Source organism: Clostridia bacterium, assembly GCA_024685775.1.
GTDB lineage: Bacteria > Bacillota > Clostridia > Christensenellales > CAG-1252 > CAG-1252.
This window is the reverse complement of record JAIKVL010000001.1, coordinates 1-14,105: the sequence shown is the minus strand read 5'-3', so window position 1 is coordinate 14,105 and position 14,105 is coordinate 1. Positions and strand designations below refer to the sequence as shown.

Sequence of the window (14,105 nt, the reverse complement as noted above, 5' to 3'; positions counted from 1 at the left end):
GCGCGCGCAGGAAAGCAAGAGTCGCCCGAAAATTTTTTGCGGGGAAAAATAGGAAAAATCGGCTGAAAACGCGCGGAAAGCTCGAAAACGGATTGAATCCCGGCGGGCTTCAAGCCGATCGGAGCGCGATCTTCGGTGGCAAAGATTCTCGGTTTTTTCGCATTTTTCTCTCGCGCAGAGCCGATCATACGCGCCGCGGCTTTTCGAAAATCCCGCCGACCCGTTGTTTTAATTCGCGGAACGTGGTAATATACTACTATGAGATTGGATAAATTTTTGAAAGTCAGCAGATTGATCAAACGGCGCAGCGTGGCGGCGGACGCCTGCGGCGCGTCCCGCGTCCTTTTGAACGGAAAGGAAGCGAAACCCGCGAAGGAAGTCAAGGTCGGCGACGAGATCGAGATCCTGTTTGGCGCGTCGAGTCTTCGCGTCCGCGTAACGGATACGCGCGAGGTCACGAAAAAGACCGAATGCGCCGAGCTTTACGAAGTCATAAGCTGAAATTTATAAAAATACGGAAATATCCGATAAAAAGGAAGATATGAAAGGAATTGCGATCGTGGTCGCGGCGGGAAAAAGTTCGCGCGCGGGTGTCGATAAAATTTGGACGAAGATCGACGGAAAGACGGTGCTCGAACGGGCGGCGGAGCCTTTCTTCGCCTCGCCCGTCGTAAGTGAGATCGTCCTTGTCGTTTCCGAAGAAAAGAAAGAAGAAGCGATCGCCCTTTTCTCCCGAAGAAAAGAAAAACCTGTGTTCGTCGTTTGCGGCGGCGAAACGCGGACGCAAAGCGTCCGAAACGCGCTCGACTTTATTCGCGATTCGGCGAAGGACGAGCCGATCGTCGTCGGCGTTCACGACGGCGCGCGCCCCTACCTTTCTCCCGCGCTCGCGGAGCGTTGCTTTTTGAAAGCTGCGGAAAAAGGGAGCGCGGTTCCCGTCATCCCCTGCGTCGATTCGATGCGGAAGATCTCGGGCGGAGGGAATTCGGCGGTGGATCGATCTGCGTTCGTCCTCGTCCAGACCCCGCAATGCTTTTTGCTGGATCGCCTTGTAAAGGCGTATGAAAGCGGCGCGGAAAATACGGACGACGCAAGTTTGTACGAAACGGTCTACGGCGCGCCGGAACTTGTCGAAGGCGAAATGCAAAACAAAAAAATTACCTATTCTTCCGATCTTTCCGATCTTTCGGAGCGCGCGGAAAGGCGCGTCGGGATCGGTTACGACGTCCATCCGCTCGCGCTCGGGCGAAAGCTCGTTCTCGGCGGCGTGGAGATCCCTTTCGAAAAAGGGCTCGTCGGGCATAGCGACGCGGACGCTTTGACGCACGCGATCATGGACGCGCTTTTGACCGCCGCGGGGCTTCCCGATATCGGGCATTTCTTTCCCCCGTCCGATCCGCGCTTCGAGGGCGCGTACAGCGTCGACCTTCTGAAAATCGTAAAAACCGAGATCGAAAAGAAGGGGTTCGCCGTCCATAACGTCGCGGCGATGATTATGGCGGAGCGACCGAAAATGGCGGGGTATATTCCCGAAATGGAAAAAACGATCGCGAAAACGCTCGGGATTTCCGAAGAAAACGTTAAGGTCGCCGCGACGACGACGGAAAAACTCGGGATCGTCGGCGAAGAAAAAGGGATCGCCGCGGAAGCGACCGCGCTCCTTGTCCGCGAGAAAACGGATTGACTTCCGCGCGCGCGTGTGATACTTTATAAATATGGAATTGCAAACGGTTGAAAAAAAATACGGACGGTCGATCGCGGCATTCGCGGCCACCGAATGCGAGTTGATGAAGTTGGCTCGCCGCGTGATCCGATGCACGGAAAAAAGCGAGGGCGCAAAGCTCGAACTCTTATTCTCTCTGCCCGGTATCTATGCGATGGAGTTTTGTTTCGGCGGTGCAAAAATACGGCTGATCAAGGAAGGCGACGTCTTCCGCATTATGGAAAGATCGGAAAAATCAAGCATTTTGCTTTCCGTAACGGTCTTGGATCAAGACGCTTTGAAAAAACTCGCATTGGGGAAATGCACGGTCAATCAATGCGCGGCGCAAGGTCGCCTGATCTATCGCGGTTCGACAAGGTTCTTTTGTGTGTTTACGCGCATTTGCAACGAGGGCGATAAAGCCCTTCTTTCGGGCGGAAGATACAGATCGCTTTATCGAACCGAAAAGCAGGAGAATACATGAGAAACTATTTTGAATTTGAAAATCGCGCGAAAATCAATTGCGGCGAGGATGCGGCGCGCACGCTTGGAGCGGAACTCGTCCGTTACGGAGCGAAAAAGCCTTTCGTTCTCTTCTCGATCGACGCGGTGCGTTCCGGCGTCGCCGATCGCGCGCTTTCTTCGATCCGCGGCGGAAGAAAAGGCTCCGCCGTTTGCTTTGACGGCGTTCCGAACGCGTTTGATAAAGAGATCGCGCGCGATATGAAAGCGTCGTTCCAAAAGCACGAATGCGACGCAATCGTTGCGGTCGGCGGCGCGTTCGTCTTGGACTATGCAAAAGTATTGAAGCTGTTTCTGTCGCAAAAATGCGATGATTTGATTCCGATCGCGGGGACGCATAAAGCGGTCGGAGACGCGATCCCGATGTTCTTTCTTCCGACGGAGCTTTCCCTCGGCGCGGAATTGAATGGATCCGTTACGGACGGCGATACCTACGTTTCGTCGCCCGAAATGGTCCCGACCGTTCTGTTTATCGATCGCGACTTCGCGGAAAAGAAACCTCTGAGATCGCTTGCGGAAGGCTCGATCTATGCGCTTGCAAACGCGGTCGAGGCATATCTCGGTGCGGAAGAGGACGACCCCGCGGAGATCTATGCGGAAAAAGCGATCCGTCTTTTGTTTAAGCACGGAGTTAAGGCCGCCGAACGCGCGGGAAACAAAGAAGCCGCGACGGGCGTCGCGCTTGCTTCCGCTTTGGCGGGTGTCGCATTCGGAAACGTTCCGTTCGGCGCGGCGCACGCGCTATCCGACGCGATTTCCGAAATCGCGGGCGTTTCCAAGCCCCAAGCGATGACGCTTGCTATCATCGCGGCATTAAAGAATTTGGATGAAAATTCCGTAAAACGGCTTGAAAACCTTGTAAAAACGCTGAATTTGGAAGAAGAAGTCGCAAAAACGCAAGAAGAGAACGAGTTGGCTTCCGAATTTGAATCTTCTCAAAAAGAGCAGGGCGCGGTGGCAATTTTGGAAAGATGGGTCGACGCACTTTCGGACGTAGCCGGGGTTACGACGAAAATTTCTCAAACCGATATTCAGCGCGAAACGTTTGGCGATATCGCGACGTCGGCGCAAGGAAAGCGCGCGGCGATCGGCGGCGTTCGTACGTTGTCTAAGGAAGATTTTATTGCGATTTTGAACAATGCGTATTGATGTTCCACGTGGAACAAAATCGCTTGTGCGGCATCTCCGCATTAAATAGTTGATTTAAAAACGCGGAAAATTCCGCGTTTTCTTTTTGTATGCGGCGCGATGAATGACTCCGCGCTATTTTATTGCGTTTGGGAATGGGTTGTTATCGTAACGGCTGAACGTGCTTTCGTCCTGCGTTTATGTTCCACGTGGAACAATCGTCGCTTCGTTTCTCCTTGCGCTTTTCCTGCGTTTGTGTTATAATGAATGCCGAGGTGGTGTATGAAAGTCGGATTTGTCGTTGCAATGGAAAAAGAATATGAGCCTTTTCTTTCTTCTCTCGGAGAGTTAAAAGAAACCGTCGTTCTTTGCGGAATTGAATTTTGTACCTATTTTTCGGGCGATAATTGCGTAATTCTCGCAAAATGCGGGATCGGTGAGATCGCGGCATCATCCGCCGTTTCTCTTTTGATCGGTGCGTTCGGCTGCGATTATATCTTAAACTTCGGGCTTGTGGGTGCGCTGACGTCTTCGCTTTCCGAGAAAGCCATCGTCGCGGTCGATTCCGTCGTTCACTATGATTCCGATATTACCGCATTCGGTCATCCGCTCGGCGCAGCCGCCGATATGTCTTCTCCGTTTCTTTTGAGCGATCGCAAATTGCTTTCCGTGTTGTCCGATAAATTACCCGCCGTTCGCCTCGCAAGCGGTGATAAATTTATTGCGGATAATGCAAGAAGAAATCAAATATTCACTGATTTTTCCGCAGATATTTGCGATATGGAAGGCGCTGGTATTGCTTTGACTTGCGTTCGCTCCGGCGTTCCTTTTACGATGATCAAGGTTGTTTCGGACTCTGCCGACGACGGCGCTGAATCGACGTATATGAAGAATAAACTCGGCGGCTTGGAATTCGCGTTGGACGTCGTTCTTGGTGCGATTTACGAAGTTTATAACGTTTAAATTCTGTTTTGTATAATTGGGTCGACGGGTCGTTCCTCTTTTTTCGATCCGGTTTTTTTATCGCTTTTTGCGGCGTTTTATCGGATCGTTTCTCCGTATGTCGATACGTGCTCTTTGATGTTTCGTTTTGCCTGTCGAGTCACTTTCTTTGCGTGCTTTCCTTTTATGTTTGACATGATTGTCCTTGCTTCCGTTTTGTCCACACGTGACGTCATTCTTTGCCGTTTTGCTTTGACTCTTTGAAATTGTCGAATCTTCGTGGATTTTCTCGCATTTTGTCCTCCGCTTGATTTGTGCGTTACTTCCTTGTTTCCCCCGCTTAATGCCTTAACTTTTCGCAAAATACCAAAAATGTGGGATTTTTACACCCTTTTATCCACACTTTTTGCACAATTTGTGTATAAATTCTACTTGTCGGATAGTTGCCTGTTCTTTTATTCTCGTAAATGTTTGGTTATGATTTTGGTGAAATCCCGAGAAAAATATTCTTGATAGGCGCATTTTTCTTTGTTCTTTCCGTAAATATAAAACCCCGCCGATGGGATTTCGTCGGGGCTTTCCGTTTTGATTTTTATCGGATCGATTCCCGATTTGCGGCGACTTTTTCCCGTCGCGTGAGGCGGCGAAGTTCGGTCGTTTTCGGGGCAAGACGTTAGTTTTTCTTTGTGCGGTTTTTCCAATAATTCAAGTTCGGCAGGCTGGTTTTCAGGTAAGCGCGCGCTTGCTCTTCGGGAAATCCTTGCGCGGTCATATGCGGAACGCAGGCGTTGATCAGATCGTCCATATCGTTGTAGGTGTATTCGCCGTCCGCATAGCACCATTTGCAGAAATCTTCGTTAAACGCGCCGTCTTTTTCTTTTGAGAGGATGGAATCGTCGAGCGGCATCCCGCAGCATTGGCAGAAAAGTTTGCGCGGCGATCCGAGCAGGGTATTGATCGAAACGCCGAAGAAATCCGACAAAAGCCGCAAGGTTTCCGTGTTCGGGACGGTTTCGCCCGTCTCCCACCTCGAAACGGCTTGCCTCGTAACGAAGACCTTTTCGGCAAGCTCTTCCTGCGATAGTCCTTTTTGCGTCCGAAGATTCAATATAACTTCTTTCGTGTCCATTTTTGTTACCTCCGACATTATTCTATCACGCTTTTTCGCGGTTTGCACGCAACGCGCGGTTGCGTTTTTGCGCTTCTGTCTTAAAGAAATTCGTATCCCGCGAGAGACAGGGCGTTTTCGGCTTTTTCGAAGTTTTCCGCTTTTACGAGGACGTAATCGGTGTTATAGGTGGAAACGGCGAAAATCCCGATTTTGTTTTTCGCAAGGATTGCGGATAGTTCCGAAAGGATCCCGACCAAAGAAAAATCGAGCGTTCCGACGATGCGAAACGCGCGCCAGCCGTCTTCTCGCGCGACGGTTTTTTCAGGCGTGTTTTCCGTTTTGCAGACGAGCGAGATCTCCTCGTCCGTTTTTCCGAGGAAATAAAAGTCTGTTTTCGGATCGAAGTTCGAAAGATCCCCGAGCTTGCAGACGGTAAAACGATGCGGTAATTTTTCCAATTTCATAAAGCCGACCTTTTTTTGTGAATTTACTGTATTTTATCACGAATTTTGCGGAAAAACAAGGCGTCCGCAGCGGTGCGCCGCGCCTCGGCGGAAGGCGGATCGAGGATCGGCAGGATAAATGTGTTTATAGTCGTTGACAGGTTTCGGTAAAAGCCGTATAATAATTCAGACAGGCGAACGCGCCGTCCGCGGGTTGCGCCGAAAAGGAGGACTCTTTATGAAAAAATGTATCTCTGTTTTGGTCGTTTACGGGCTTTTGGTCGCGCTTTGTACCTTTCGCGCGATTTATTCCGGGATCCATAAAGAATATAACGAGTCGATGTTTATTTTCATTATAAACATAGTCAGCGCGGTGTTTTGGCTCGCGGCGTTTGTCATCCGTTTGGTCGGTTTTTGCTCGAAGCCGAAGGTGGAATCCCCGAAATCCGAGGAATAAGGGCGGGGCGCTTGACCCTTGCCGCGCTTAGGCGGAAAACCCGATATTTTCGTATTTTTGCGATGATTTAAGGAAAGCCGAACGGATCTGCATAATAAAACTTTTGCCCTTTTTTCGATAGTGTGATATAATCCAACCGAGAACATACTATTTCGAAGGGGGCGAAAAAATGAAAATTTTGCGTCTGATTCGCAATTATTTGTGCTATTGCGGAATCGAAAAAGACGAATATAACGCCGTGAAAAAAGACGCGTACGTCTCCAATTTCAAAACGTGGCGCATTCTGCACTGCTTGATGACCGCGGCTTTCGCGTTTTTGTTCATAAACTCCCTTTTTAATAATTTGCTTGCTCAAAACAAGACCTTTTATATGATCGCCCTTATTTATTCGGCGATCATCACCGGTGTGTTTTTCATTTTCAAGGCGGATTCGTTCGTCGCGCAACTTTTGATCTATTTGTCGATATCCATGCTGTTCCTGTTCAGCGCGCTCATTACGAGCAATAAGCCGAATATTCCCGCAACCATGTTCGTCGTTATGCTGATCATAACGCCGATGTTTATGATCGACAAGCCGTTTTTTATGGGGATCGTGTTGAGCGCGGCGTCGGCGGTCTTCCTCGTTTGGATGTACAGGGTAAAGCCCTATACCGTTTGGCAAATCGATTTGACGAACGTCGTCATTTTTTCCGTCATCGGGTTTTTCATCCATATCATTGCCAATTCGATTCGGATCAAAGAGTTCGTTTTGCGGAGAAAAATCAACATTCAAAAAGACACGGACGACCTGACGGGGCTCAAAAACAAGGGCGCGCTGACGAGAGAGATCAATAAATTCCTTGCGGACGAGTCGAAAAACAAAGGGATACTGTTCGTCCTTGATATCGACCGCTTCAAAGATATTAACGATACCTACGGTCACGACGTCGGCGACAGCGTGATCGGTCAGATGGGCGCGTTTTCAAGCGAATACTTCAAAAACGGAGAGATCGTCGGGCGTTTCGGCGGCGACGAATTTATCTTTTTCGTAAAGGGCACCGACGACGCGGCTCTCGCGCGCAAAATAGCGGAAGATATCGTTTCGGGCGCGCATGAAAAAATCCGGATTCCCGATAAAGACCGAAAAATCAGCGTAAGCATCGGCATCGCTCTTTATCACGGTGAGGAGAAAAACTATTCCGAGATATTCAAAAAAGCGGACGTGGCGCTGTACGAACTGAAATCCAAACGCACCGATAAATATAAGATCTTCGAATAAAAATCGCCCGATTGAGTCGAGGCGGGTTTTTTTATGGGAGAGTGGGGGATCTTTGAAAGCAAGGAAGTTTTCGCTTTCGTGAAAAACGATGTTGAACGCAGGCGTTCAAACGAAGTTGTGTCCTTTGGACACAAACACATAAAAAGAAGCAAGCCGACGATTGTCTTGCTTCTTTTTTATGGTTGCGGGGGCAGAAGATTTGCTCTTGCAATGCTCAAAGCATATCGTTTGGTTGAGTTGGTGCTTTTCGCATTGCTTCGGTCATCGCTAAAATCGACAGAAGTCAACTGTCGATTTCTTAACGCTCTCGTTCAAATCCTGCCGTTTGGTACAGAAAAAGACTCGTCGAATGACGAGTCTGCTAAATGGTTGCGGGGGCAGGATTTGAACCATACGACCTTCGGGTTATGGGCCCGACGAGCTACCAAGCTGCTCCACCCCGCGACGTCTTTTACAGTATAAGCCGATTTTTCGCGGTTTGTCAAGGGGTCGGGCGGTATTTTGCCGCAAAATTTGTCGTTTTATGCGGAATGTGCGGGCATTTTTCTCAAAATTCCAAACGGTAGACGTAATCGTCCATGAAGTAGCCGTGACCGATGTCGTTTCTTTCCGAACGGATCTTTTTGAACCCGAAGCGCTCGTAGATCGCCGCGGTCGCGTTCTTCTTGTTGACGTTGAGCTCGATCGCGCCGAAGCCTCCGTTTTTTGCGCTTTGGATGCAGAATTCAAGCATTTTTCTGCCGTAGCCTTTGCCGCGTTCGCCTTCGGATAGGTAAAACTTGCTGAGATAGAGGTGATCGCGGCGCGGGTAGAACCCCAAAAAGCCGATCGCGCGGAATCCGTCTTGCGCGATGAAATAGCGATAGCCGCGGGAAAGCTGGTCGCGAATCGCGGATTCGGACTGGAATTTTTCGATCATATAGTCGTTTTGTTCTTCGCCGAGAAGGGGGTCGTAGTACTTTTTAACGATCTCCGAAGCGATTTTCGACAGGCGTTCGACAAGTTCGCCTTTTGCCGGATCGACGCTCATAAATTCCATAGTCATTCTCCCTTGGCGGTCTCGATTTCGGTCGCCTGTAAAAATATTATAACATAAAGCGCACGGATTTTTTACCTTGATTTGAAAATGTCGAAAGTTTTTTGTCCGCTCGCGGAGAAATGCGATCGAAAGCGCGGGAAAACCGAGGAAGAAGAGGGCACGGGAAAAACAATTCGGAAAAATCTGTGAAATCGCGAAAAAAACATTGACAAACGAAGTTTTGCTTGTTAGAATAAATAAGCGTTTCGTCGCGGGGTGGAGCAGCTTGGTAGCTCGTCGGGCTCATAACCCGAAGGTCGTATGGTTCAAATCCTGCCCCCGCAACCATTAGTGGCGGCGTAGCTTAGTTGGTTAGAGCGGCCGGTTCATACCCGGCAGGTCGTTGGTTCGAATCTGACCGCCGCTACCATATATAAGGCCCCTTGGTCAAGCGGTTAAGACATCGCCCTTTCACGGCGGTTACATGGGTTCGAATCCCGTAGGGGTCACCACTTGGGACCCAGTTGCTCCATGCAGCTGGGTCTTTGCCTATAAAAATGCCTATATTTCCGCATTTTTTCCTCAGTCGTCCTTAATTCAAGGCGTCATTTCCGAAAAATATTTGTCAAATTTCAAAATAGCGGTTTTTGCTAAAAATAATCCGAAACATCCGAATTTTTTGCCATTTCGTCTGTGTTGTCGTAGCGTATTTTTTTTGCAAGTAAACGGGGATAAAAAACCGAAAAAGCCCTGTTTTCTATCTTTCCAAGCCTAAATTTTTCTATTTTCCCGAAAATTTTTTTATCCCAGGTGTCGTTGACTTGCGACGCCTATTTTTATTGATACCTTCCCCCTAAAAAAACACGCTCCTTTGAACTTGCCGAAAGGCAAAAATAAAAAATACGGAGGTATCCAAGAATGAAAAAAGTAGTTTACGTTGTCACGAAAGTCGGAAGGGAATCCGACGTCAAAAGCAAGGGGGTAGGATATATCACCGATGACGGTGATTTGATCACCGCCTGTGTGAGCAAAAAGCAAAAACCGTATATCCGAATATACGAGGATTGCGAGCGGCATTGTCACTTGATTGCCGGAACGAAAGACGAGTATAAAGGCGCCCATTATGAGTTGCGCGAAATTGAATTCGAGCGTCCGGACGGAAGCAAAGAAAGCCGTGAATGCGAGTTAAATTACGACATCTGGTACAAGATCGTCGAATAAAGGAGAAAGATATGAAAGAAAAATACTATTTGCACGAATTTGAATACTTTGACGGTGAAGAGTTTGTCACGTTCAATTTGCTTGAAGTGGCAAAAGATGAAGAGAAGATCGTCGTCGCGGTGACCAACCGAGGAAAGATCTCGATGGTGGAATACCCGCTTTTACAGGACGAGAAAGGCTATTACTTTGAATACGGCGCGACACTTGCCCGCATTAACCTTGATGATTTTGAAGAATAAGGAGGAAAAAACTATGACAAAAGAACAGAGAAAAGAACAAGCAATCAAGTATTTGAACGCATTGAAGATTTACAAGCCTTATATCGACGGTTTCAAGCAAGAGGACAAGGTCTGCTTCTATGAACGTTTCGCAGGATTTTGGGTTGACCAAGAGCCGGAAGTCTACAACAAGATGAAAGAAATCGAAGAAAAGCACGACTGCACCGTATATGCAATTACCCACGAATACACCGAATTCGGGGAGTGTTTCAGCTTCTTGGTCGTCACCAACTATAAACGCGAGTGGGCTACCCTGCTTGAAAAACACGAAATCGGACACGCTGCCTTTGCCTACGTCTGGAACAAAACCGACGAATGGTGTAGCGAGTTCGGCACGATAGGCGTTCAATCCTTCGGTGGTGGTATTCGGAGGTTTGCCTGATGAAACAAAATACCGAATGCAAATACGGATACAAAATATCCTACACAAAGCCTCCTCGGAAAGAGATCACGGACAGGTTCCTGACTCGCTCATTCAAGGAGGCTTTATATTACAAAGCCAAGTTTCTGCAATTCCCGGACTTGGGATGTTTGGAAGAGCCGCTACCAAAGAGAATACAATGGCAGATTATCCCCATACGCAAATGGGAAGTACGGCAAGGAATCTGGCGCAGTGTTCCTTGGATTATCAAAAAGAGAGTAAGGAGGCACAAGAAATGGATCTTAATCTGATTGCAAACGACGTCGCCGAACAGCGCGTTAAAACCTATCTCGAAGAGAACGCAAGCGAAGACCTTGCGAAGAAGGTAAACGAGGGCGTACCCGTCGAAAAAGACGGGAAAACCCTTATACAGAAAAAGACCTTGGCAGGATTTATGCGCTACGCAACGGAAGAAGCTCGAAAGACCGCCGAGAAAGGCGCGAGAGGTGCCTGCGTTGACGATAACACGGTTTTCGGTTGGGCTATTCACTATTTTGAGGAAGACGCCATCGAAGGTGAACTGTTCAACGAAGACGGAACGCCTTATGTGAAGCCAATACCGAAAGTCGAAGCAAAGCCCTACACCCCACCGACACCGAAACCGAAGGAGCCGACACTCTTTGACCTAATCGAAGAAAGCGACCAGAAACAAGAGCCGCGCGTCCTCGACGAAGAAGATCAAAGGATGGTCGATGAAGAAATGGAAGCAAAAGGCGAAATACCAATTATAGAACCCGAAGACGAGGTTGGGGAAGAACCTGAACAAGAGACGCCTGCTCCCGACCAAGAAAAGCTCGGCAAACAGTACAGCGCTTTCTATCAAAAGTATCTTGAATTGTGTGAACACAACCAAGGTGCCATCGTTGCACAGCGAATCGGTGACTTTTACGAGATATTCGGCGAAGCTGCCAAGACGTTTGCGGAAGCGGCGGAGATTACGCTGACAAGCCGAGCCGTCGGACCGGATGAACGTGTCCCGATGTGTGGCATTCCATATCACGCGATCGACCTCTATTTCCAAAAGGTAGCGGACAAAGGACATTATATCCTTGCCAACTCGGACGAGGAATGGCGAGCCTACCGTCCCGGGCAGAAAGTCGCGGTCGTGGATTGCAAAACTGGTGAGTACAAAGAGCCGCCCCAAGAAGAACCAAAACAAGCAACGGACACCGCTGTAATAGACCGAATTGTTAGGCTGTTCAAGGGACAATTGGAGGTAATGCTATGAAAATGCAAAAGATAAAGCCGATACCCAAAAAGATTATGGCAATGATCCAAAGGCAAGACAAGAAAGACTATCCGGCACAAGATAGACATTTGCGTTTCTACTCGTATATGACAAAAAACGACAAAGAACTTGTGCAAGTGACGGTCGCGGTTATCAACCATCGCAAGAAATGGTATTGCAAGCAGGTAATCGTGCACGGCGTTCACTCTGACAAATGCTTCTTGAAAGATATTAAGTTCAGCAAGTTGGGCGGATATGCCGTCGGTTGGTACGATATGGGCATCCAAAAATACCAAAACTGGTACGAAGACAATGAATGGGGATGGCAATACGACCAATACTTCAACCCGCGCGCCCCGATTGTCAACATAAACTATATCGTTTCTCACTTCCCCGAATACAAATACTCGGCGATAGAACAGTACCGCTTCTTAGATGTTTTGCCGTATCTCCGCATTTATGAACAATACCCCCAAGCAGAGTATTTCGTGAAGGCAGGACTACACTATTTCGCAACGTGTAAGAGTGTGCTTCGAAAGGCAGGGAAAGATAAAGCGTTTAGGAGCTGGATCTTCAAACACAGAAACGAAATCGGGGATGTTTACGCAGAAACGGTTTTGGATGCGTACAAAACGGGACGATCCATACGGGACACGCAAATCCTCTTGGCTCGAAAGAAACAGCTCATTCGTGATGACTGCTTAAAAAGTATAAGGGAACTGTTTAGAGGGAACTGCGCCTTTGAACGGTTCTTTTCTTACATAGACAAACATTCCATCAGCGAATACAGCTATCGAGATTACGCATTCGCTTGCCGATATTTGGGGCTTGATATGACACAAGAAAAGAACCTGTTTCCCCACGACTTTCAACGCTGGCACGATATCCGAATAGACGAATACAAGACGAAGAAGGCAATGGACGAAGTCGAACAAAAAAAGGCTTTGCTTGACTCGTTCCGAAAGATCGCCGAGAAGTATCTGCCCTTGCAATACCAAAAGAACGCAGACTATATCGCCGTGATTGCGATGTCGCCGTTTGACCTCATAAATGAGGGGGACGCTTTACACCATTGCGTAGGGAAAATGGGATACGACCAACGAATGATCCGCGAACAGTCCCTTATCTTCTTTATCCGAGCAAAAGAAGCCCCGGACAAACCGCTTGTGACGGTGGAGTATTCCCCGGAGAAAAGGCGCGTCGTTCAATGTCACGGAGATAATAACTCAACGCCGAACGAGAAAATACTGAACTTTATAAATAAACAATGGCTGCCGTTTGCCAATCGCCAAATCAAAAAACTGGCAGCGTAAAGGAGGAATTATGAACACTTATTTCAGAATAACCGCATACAGCCCCGAATATGACGCATCCATGATCTTGGATGCCTATGGTCGCTACGAGAAGAAATGGCAGTTTTCGTCCGAGCTCGTGAAGCTGGGATTGAAGATCTTGGAAGTCTGCGATATTGCGAACGTCACCGATACCGATATAATGCCGGTCTCGTCTCCGATTCCCGGAAAGATATGTCTACGAGCAGGTCAGGATGGCGAAATACAAGTACAGATGTTTGCTGACGGAGCCTCGGTCTCGGTTGGCGGAAAACACTACAAGACCAAACTTGAAGCATAACGGAAAAAGAGTCGGGAGATCTTTTCTCTCGGCTCCACCATTTCTCTAAACGATTGCAGAAGAAAAACATCTATGTTATATTAAATTGTACCTTTGAGAGCTTCAACAACAAACCAAGATGGGGGTTAAATGTGCAAACAATGATTGAAACAAATAAGGACTTTGAAAGCATAATGCGCTGTTTAACAATCGACCCCAAAGGCATTGTATATCTGCCTGAAGATAAGACATATCTCGAATTTTTGCTTACTTTTTTCCCTACACTTCAACCCGCGAAAAAAAGACCAGATGCGTATTCTATCAAAGATGATACGGTTCTATTATTAGAACATTTCGAATTTGACAATTCCAAAACGACACGAAAGGGAAGCGAGCAAAACATAAAAGATGCAAAAATCCAGCGCGCTCTTGATAATAATCTCACGCTTTCCACGATGATCTCAGAACGTGTTGAAAAAACAGGACCCTACGGAGGATTTTTATTATGGCATTTTTTCAGAGCGCAGTAGGCGTACTTCAGACACTCGTTGTAGCACTTGGTGCAGGTCTTGGCATTTGGGGAGCAATCAACCTCATGGAAGGATACGGCAATGATAATCCCGGCGCTAATGCTCATGTACGGTAAGGAAGCAAGCAACCGAAAACAAGAGATAGACCGCCAGCACTACACTATTCCGAACCAAAGACCAAAAGATAAGCATTGTGGGAAAATCTAAACTTTTGGATTTTCCTACAATGCCAACT

General features: G+C 48.0%; 18 protein-coding genes and 4 tRNA genes. 18 read left to right on the top strand and 4 right to left on the bottom strand.

Annotated elements, in window-relative coordinates; all coding sequences use genetic code 11:
• Positions 1-258: 258 nt before the first annotated feature.
• The 5 genes from K5753_00110 to mtnN all read left to right on the top strand — a co-directional run bounded on the left by K5753_00110 (position 259) and on the right by mtnN (position 4,315).
• Entirely contained in the window at positions 259-501 is a 243-nt protein-coding gene (locus K5753_00110) for an RNA-binding S4 domain-containing protein (protein MCR4725613.1), read from the top strand.
• A gap of 40 nt (positions 502-541) precedes the next feature.
• Complete coding sequence (gene ispF / locus K5753_00105) at positions 542-1,684, top strand: 2-C-methyl-D-erythritol 2,4-cyclodiphosphate synthase (GenBank protein MCR4725612.1); 1,143 nt, start codon at positions 542-544, stop codon at positions 1,682-1,684.
• Between the two features lie 103 nt (positions 1,685-1,787).
• On the top strand, positions 1,788-2,186 hold the full coding sequence (locus tag K5753_00100) for a hypothetical protein (protein ID MCR4725611.1): 399 nt from the start codon (positions 1,788-1,790) through the stop codon (positions 2,184-2,186).
• Complete coding sequence (locus K5753_00095; GenBank protein ID MCR4725610.1) at positions 2,183-3,373, top strand: iron-containing alcohol dehydrogenase; 1,191 nt, start codon at positions 2,183-2,185, stop codon at positions 3,371-3,373. The genes K5753_00100 and K5753_00095 overlap by 4 nt, the downstream gene beginning before the upstream one ends.
• Positions 3,374-3,634: 261 nt before the next feature.
• Positions 3,635-4,315, top strand: coding sequence for a 5'-methylthioadenosine/S-adenosylhomocysteine nucleosidase (mtnN, locus tag K5753_00090; GenBank protein ID MCR4725609.1), 681 nt, complete (start codon positions 3,635-3,637; stop codon positions 4,313-4,315).
• 652 nt (positions 4,316-4,967) lie between these two features.
• Here mtnN and K5753_00085 read toward each other — a convergent pair.
• Positions 4,968-5,423, bottom strand: a complete 456-nt coding sequence (locus tag K5753_00085) for a helix-turn-helix domain-containing protein (GenBank protein MCR4725608.1) — start codon at positions 5,421-5,423, stop codon at positions 4,968-4,970.
• A gap of 80 nt (positions 5,424-5,503) precedes the next feature.
• Positions 5,504-5,869 carry an ACT domain-containing protein gene (locus K5753_00080; GenBank protein MCR4725607.1) on the bottom strand — a complete coding sequence of 122 codons (366 nt, stop codon included), beginning with the start codon at positions 5,867-5,869 and terminating at the stop codon, positions 5,504-5,506.
• Positions 5,870-6,086: 217 nt separating this feature from the next.
• Here K5753_00080 and K5753_00075 point away from each other — a divergent pair, with 217 nt between their 5' ends.
• Together K5753_00075 and K5753_00070 are read left to right on the top strand one after the other, a co-directional pair.
• Positions 6,087-6,305, top strand: coding sequence for a hypothetical protein (locus K5753_00075; protein ID MCR4725606.1), 219 nt, complete (start codon positions 6,087-6,089; stop codon positions 6,303-6,305).
• A gap of 169 nt (positions 6,306-6,474) precedes the next feature.
• The gene (locus tag K5753_00070; protein MCR4725605.1) at positions 6,475-7,563 is read left to right on the top strand and encodes a GGDEF domain-containing protein; all 1,089 of its coding nucleotides are present in this window, start codon (positions 6,475-6,477) and stop codon (positions 7,561-7,563) included.
• A 366-nt stretch (positions 7,564-7,929) separates the two neighbouring features.
• On the opposite strand, the gene K5753_00065 is transcribed toward K5753_00070, so the two are convergent.
• Together K5753_00065 and K5753_00060 are read right to left on the bottom strand one after the other, a co-directional pair.
• A tRNA-Met gene (locus K5753_00065) sits at positions 7,930-8,007 on the bottom strand.
• A gap of 103 nt (positions 8,008-8,110) precedes the next feature.
• The gene (locus tag K5753_00060; protein MCR4725604.1) at positions 8,111-8,602 is read right to left on the bottom strand and encodes a GNAT family N-acetyltransferase; all 492 of its coding nucleotides are present in this window, start codon (positions 8,600-8,602) and stop codon (positions 8,111-8,113) included.
• Between the two features lie 249 nt (positions 8,603-8,851).
• Between K5753_00060 and K5753_00055 the strand changes: the two genes are divergently transcribed.
• The 11 genes from K5753_00055 to K5753_00005 all read left to right on the top strand — a co-directional run bounded on the left by K5753_00055 (position 8,852) and on the right by K5753_00005 (position 13,986).
• Positions 8,852-8,929, top strand: a tRNA-Met gene (locus tag K5753_00055).
• Positions 8,930-8,934: 5 nt separating this feature from the next.
• Positions 8,935-9,011 (top strand) — tRNA-Met (locus K5753_00050).
• A 7-nt stretch (positions 9,012-9,018) separates the two neighbouring features.
• Positions 9,019-9,093 (top strand) — tRNA-Glu (locus K5753_00045).
• A gap of 406 nt (positions 9,094-9,499) precedes the next feature.
• Positions 9,500-9,802, top strand: a complete 303-nt coding sequence (locus tag K5753_00040; GenBank protein ID MCR4725603.1) for a hypothetical protein — start codon at positions 9,500-9,502, stop codon at positions 9,800-9,802.
• Positions 9,803-9,813: 11 nt separating this feature from the next.
• On the top strand, positions 9,814-10,041 hold the full coding sequence (locus K5753_00035) for a hypothetical protein (GenBank protein MCR4725602.1): 228 nt from the start codon (positions 9,814-9,816) through the stop codon (positions 10,039-10,041).
• A 13-nt stretch (positions 10,042-10,054) separates the two neighbouring features.
• Positions 10,055-10,462, top strand: coding sequence for a hypothetical protein (locus K5753_00030; protein MCR4725601.1), 408 nt, complete (start codon positions 10,055-10,057; stop codon positions 10,460-10,462).
• 178 nt (positions 10,463-10,640) lie between these two features.
• Positions 10,641-11,729, top strand: a complete 1,089-nt coding sequence (locus K5753_00025) for a hypothetical protein (protein MCR4725600.1) — start codon at positions 10,641-10,643, stop codon at positions 11,727-11,729.
• Positions 11,726-13,042, top strand: a complete 1,317-nt coding sequence (locus K5753_00020) for a PcfJ domain-containing protein (protein ID MCR4725599.1) — start codon at positions 11,726-11,728, stop codon at positions 13,040-13,042. The genes K5753_00025 and K5753_00020 overlap by 4 nt, the downstream gene beginning before the upstream one ends.
• Before the next feature lie 10 nt (positions 13,043-13,052).
• Positions 13,053-13,361, top strand: coding sequence for a hypothetical protein (locus K5753_00015; protein ID MCR4725598.1), 309 nt, complete (start codon positions 13,053-13,055; stop codon positions 13,359-13,361).
• A 131-nt stretch (positions 13,362-13,492) separates the two neighbouring features.
• Positions 13,493-13,870, top strand: coding sequence for a hypothetical protein (locus K5753_00010; protein MCR4725597.1), 378 nt, complete (start codon positions 13,493-13,495; stop codon positions 13,868-13,870).
• Positions 13,846-13,986 (top strand): Maff2 family protein, encoded by a 141-nt coding sequence (locus K5753_00005; GenBank protein ID MCR4725596.1) that lies wholly within the window; start codon positions 13,846-13,848, stop codon positions 13,984-13,986. The genes K5753_00010 and K5753_00005 overlap by 25 nt, the downstream gene beginning before the upstream one ends.
• Positions 13,987-14,105 lie beyond the last annotated feature (119 nt).

Coding starts and splice junctions, on each gene's coding strand:
- K5753_00005 (MCR4725596.1), top strand. CDS start 13,846: ATGGCATTTTTTCAGAGCGCAGTAGGCGTACTTCAGACACTCGTTGTA.
- K5753_00070 (MCR4725605.1), top strand. CDS start 6,475: ATGAAAATTTTGCGTCTGATTCGCAATTATTTGTGCTATTGCGGAATC.
- K5753_00040 (MCR4725603.1), top strand. CDS start 9,500: ATGAAAAAAGTAGTTTACGTTGTCACGAAAGTCGGAAGGGAATCCGAC.
- K5753_00075 (MCR4725606.1), top strand. CDS start 6,087: ATGAAAAAATGTATCTCTGTTTTGGTCGTTTACGGGCTTTTGGTCGCG.
- K5753_00080 (MCR4725607.1), bottom strand. CDS start 5,869: ATGAAATTGGAAAAATTACCGCATCGTTTTACCGTCTGCAAGCTCGGG.
- ispF (MCR4725612.1), top strand. CDS start 542: ATGAAAGGAATTGCGATCGTGGTCGCGGCGGGAAAAAGTTCGCGCGCG.
- mtnN (MCR4725609.1), top strand. CDS start 3,635: ATGAAAGTCGGATTTGTCGTTGCAATGGAAAAAGAATATGAGCCTTTT.
- K5753_00025 (MCR4725600.1), top strand. CDS start 10,641: ATGGCAGATTATCCCCATACGCAAATGGGAAGTACGGCAAGGAATCTG.
- K5753_00060 (MCR4725604.1), bottom strand. CDS start 8,602: ATGGAATTTATGAGCGTCGATCCGGCAAAAGGCGAACTTGTCGAACGC.
- K5753_00095 (MCR4725610.1), top strand. CDS start 2,183: ATGAGAAACTATTTTGAATTTGAAAATCGCGCGAAAATCAATTGCGGC.
- K5753_00030 (MCR4725601.1), top strand. CDS start 10,055: ATGACAAAAGAACAGAGAAAAGAACAAGCAATCAAGTATTTGAACGCA.
- K5753_00110 (MCR4725613.1), top strand. CDS start 259: ATGAGATTGGATAAATTTTTGAAAGTCAGCAGATTGATCAAACGGCGC.
- K5753_00020 (MCR4725599.1), top strand. CDS start 11,726: ATGAAAATGCAAAAGATAAAGCCGATACCCAAAAAGATTATGGCAATG.
- K5753_00100 (MCR4725611.1), top strand. CDS start 1,788: ATGAAGTTGGCTCGCCGCGTGATCCGATGCACGGAAAAAAGCGAGGGC.
- K5753_00085 (MCR4725608.1), bottom strand. CDS start 5,423: ATGGACACGAAAGAAGTTATATTGAATCTTCGGACGCAAAAAGGACTA.
- K5753_00015 (MCR4725598.1), top strand. CDS start 13,053: ATGAACACTTATTTCAGAATAACCGCATACAGCCCCGAATATGACGCA.
- K5753_00035 (MCR4725602.1), top strand. CDS start 9,814: ATGAAAGAAAAATACTATTTGCACGAATTTGAATACTTTGACGGTGAA.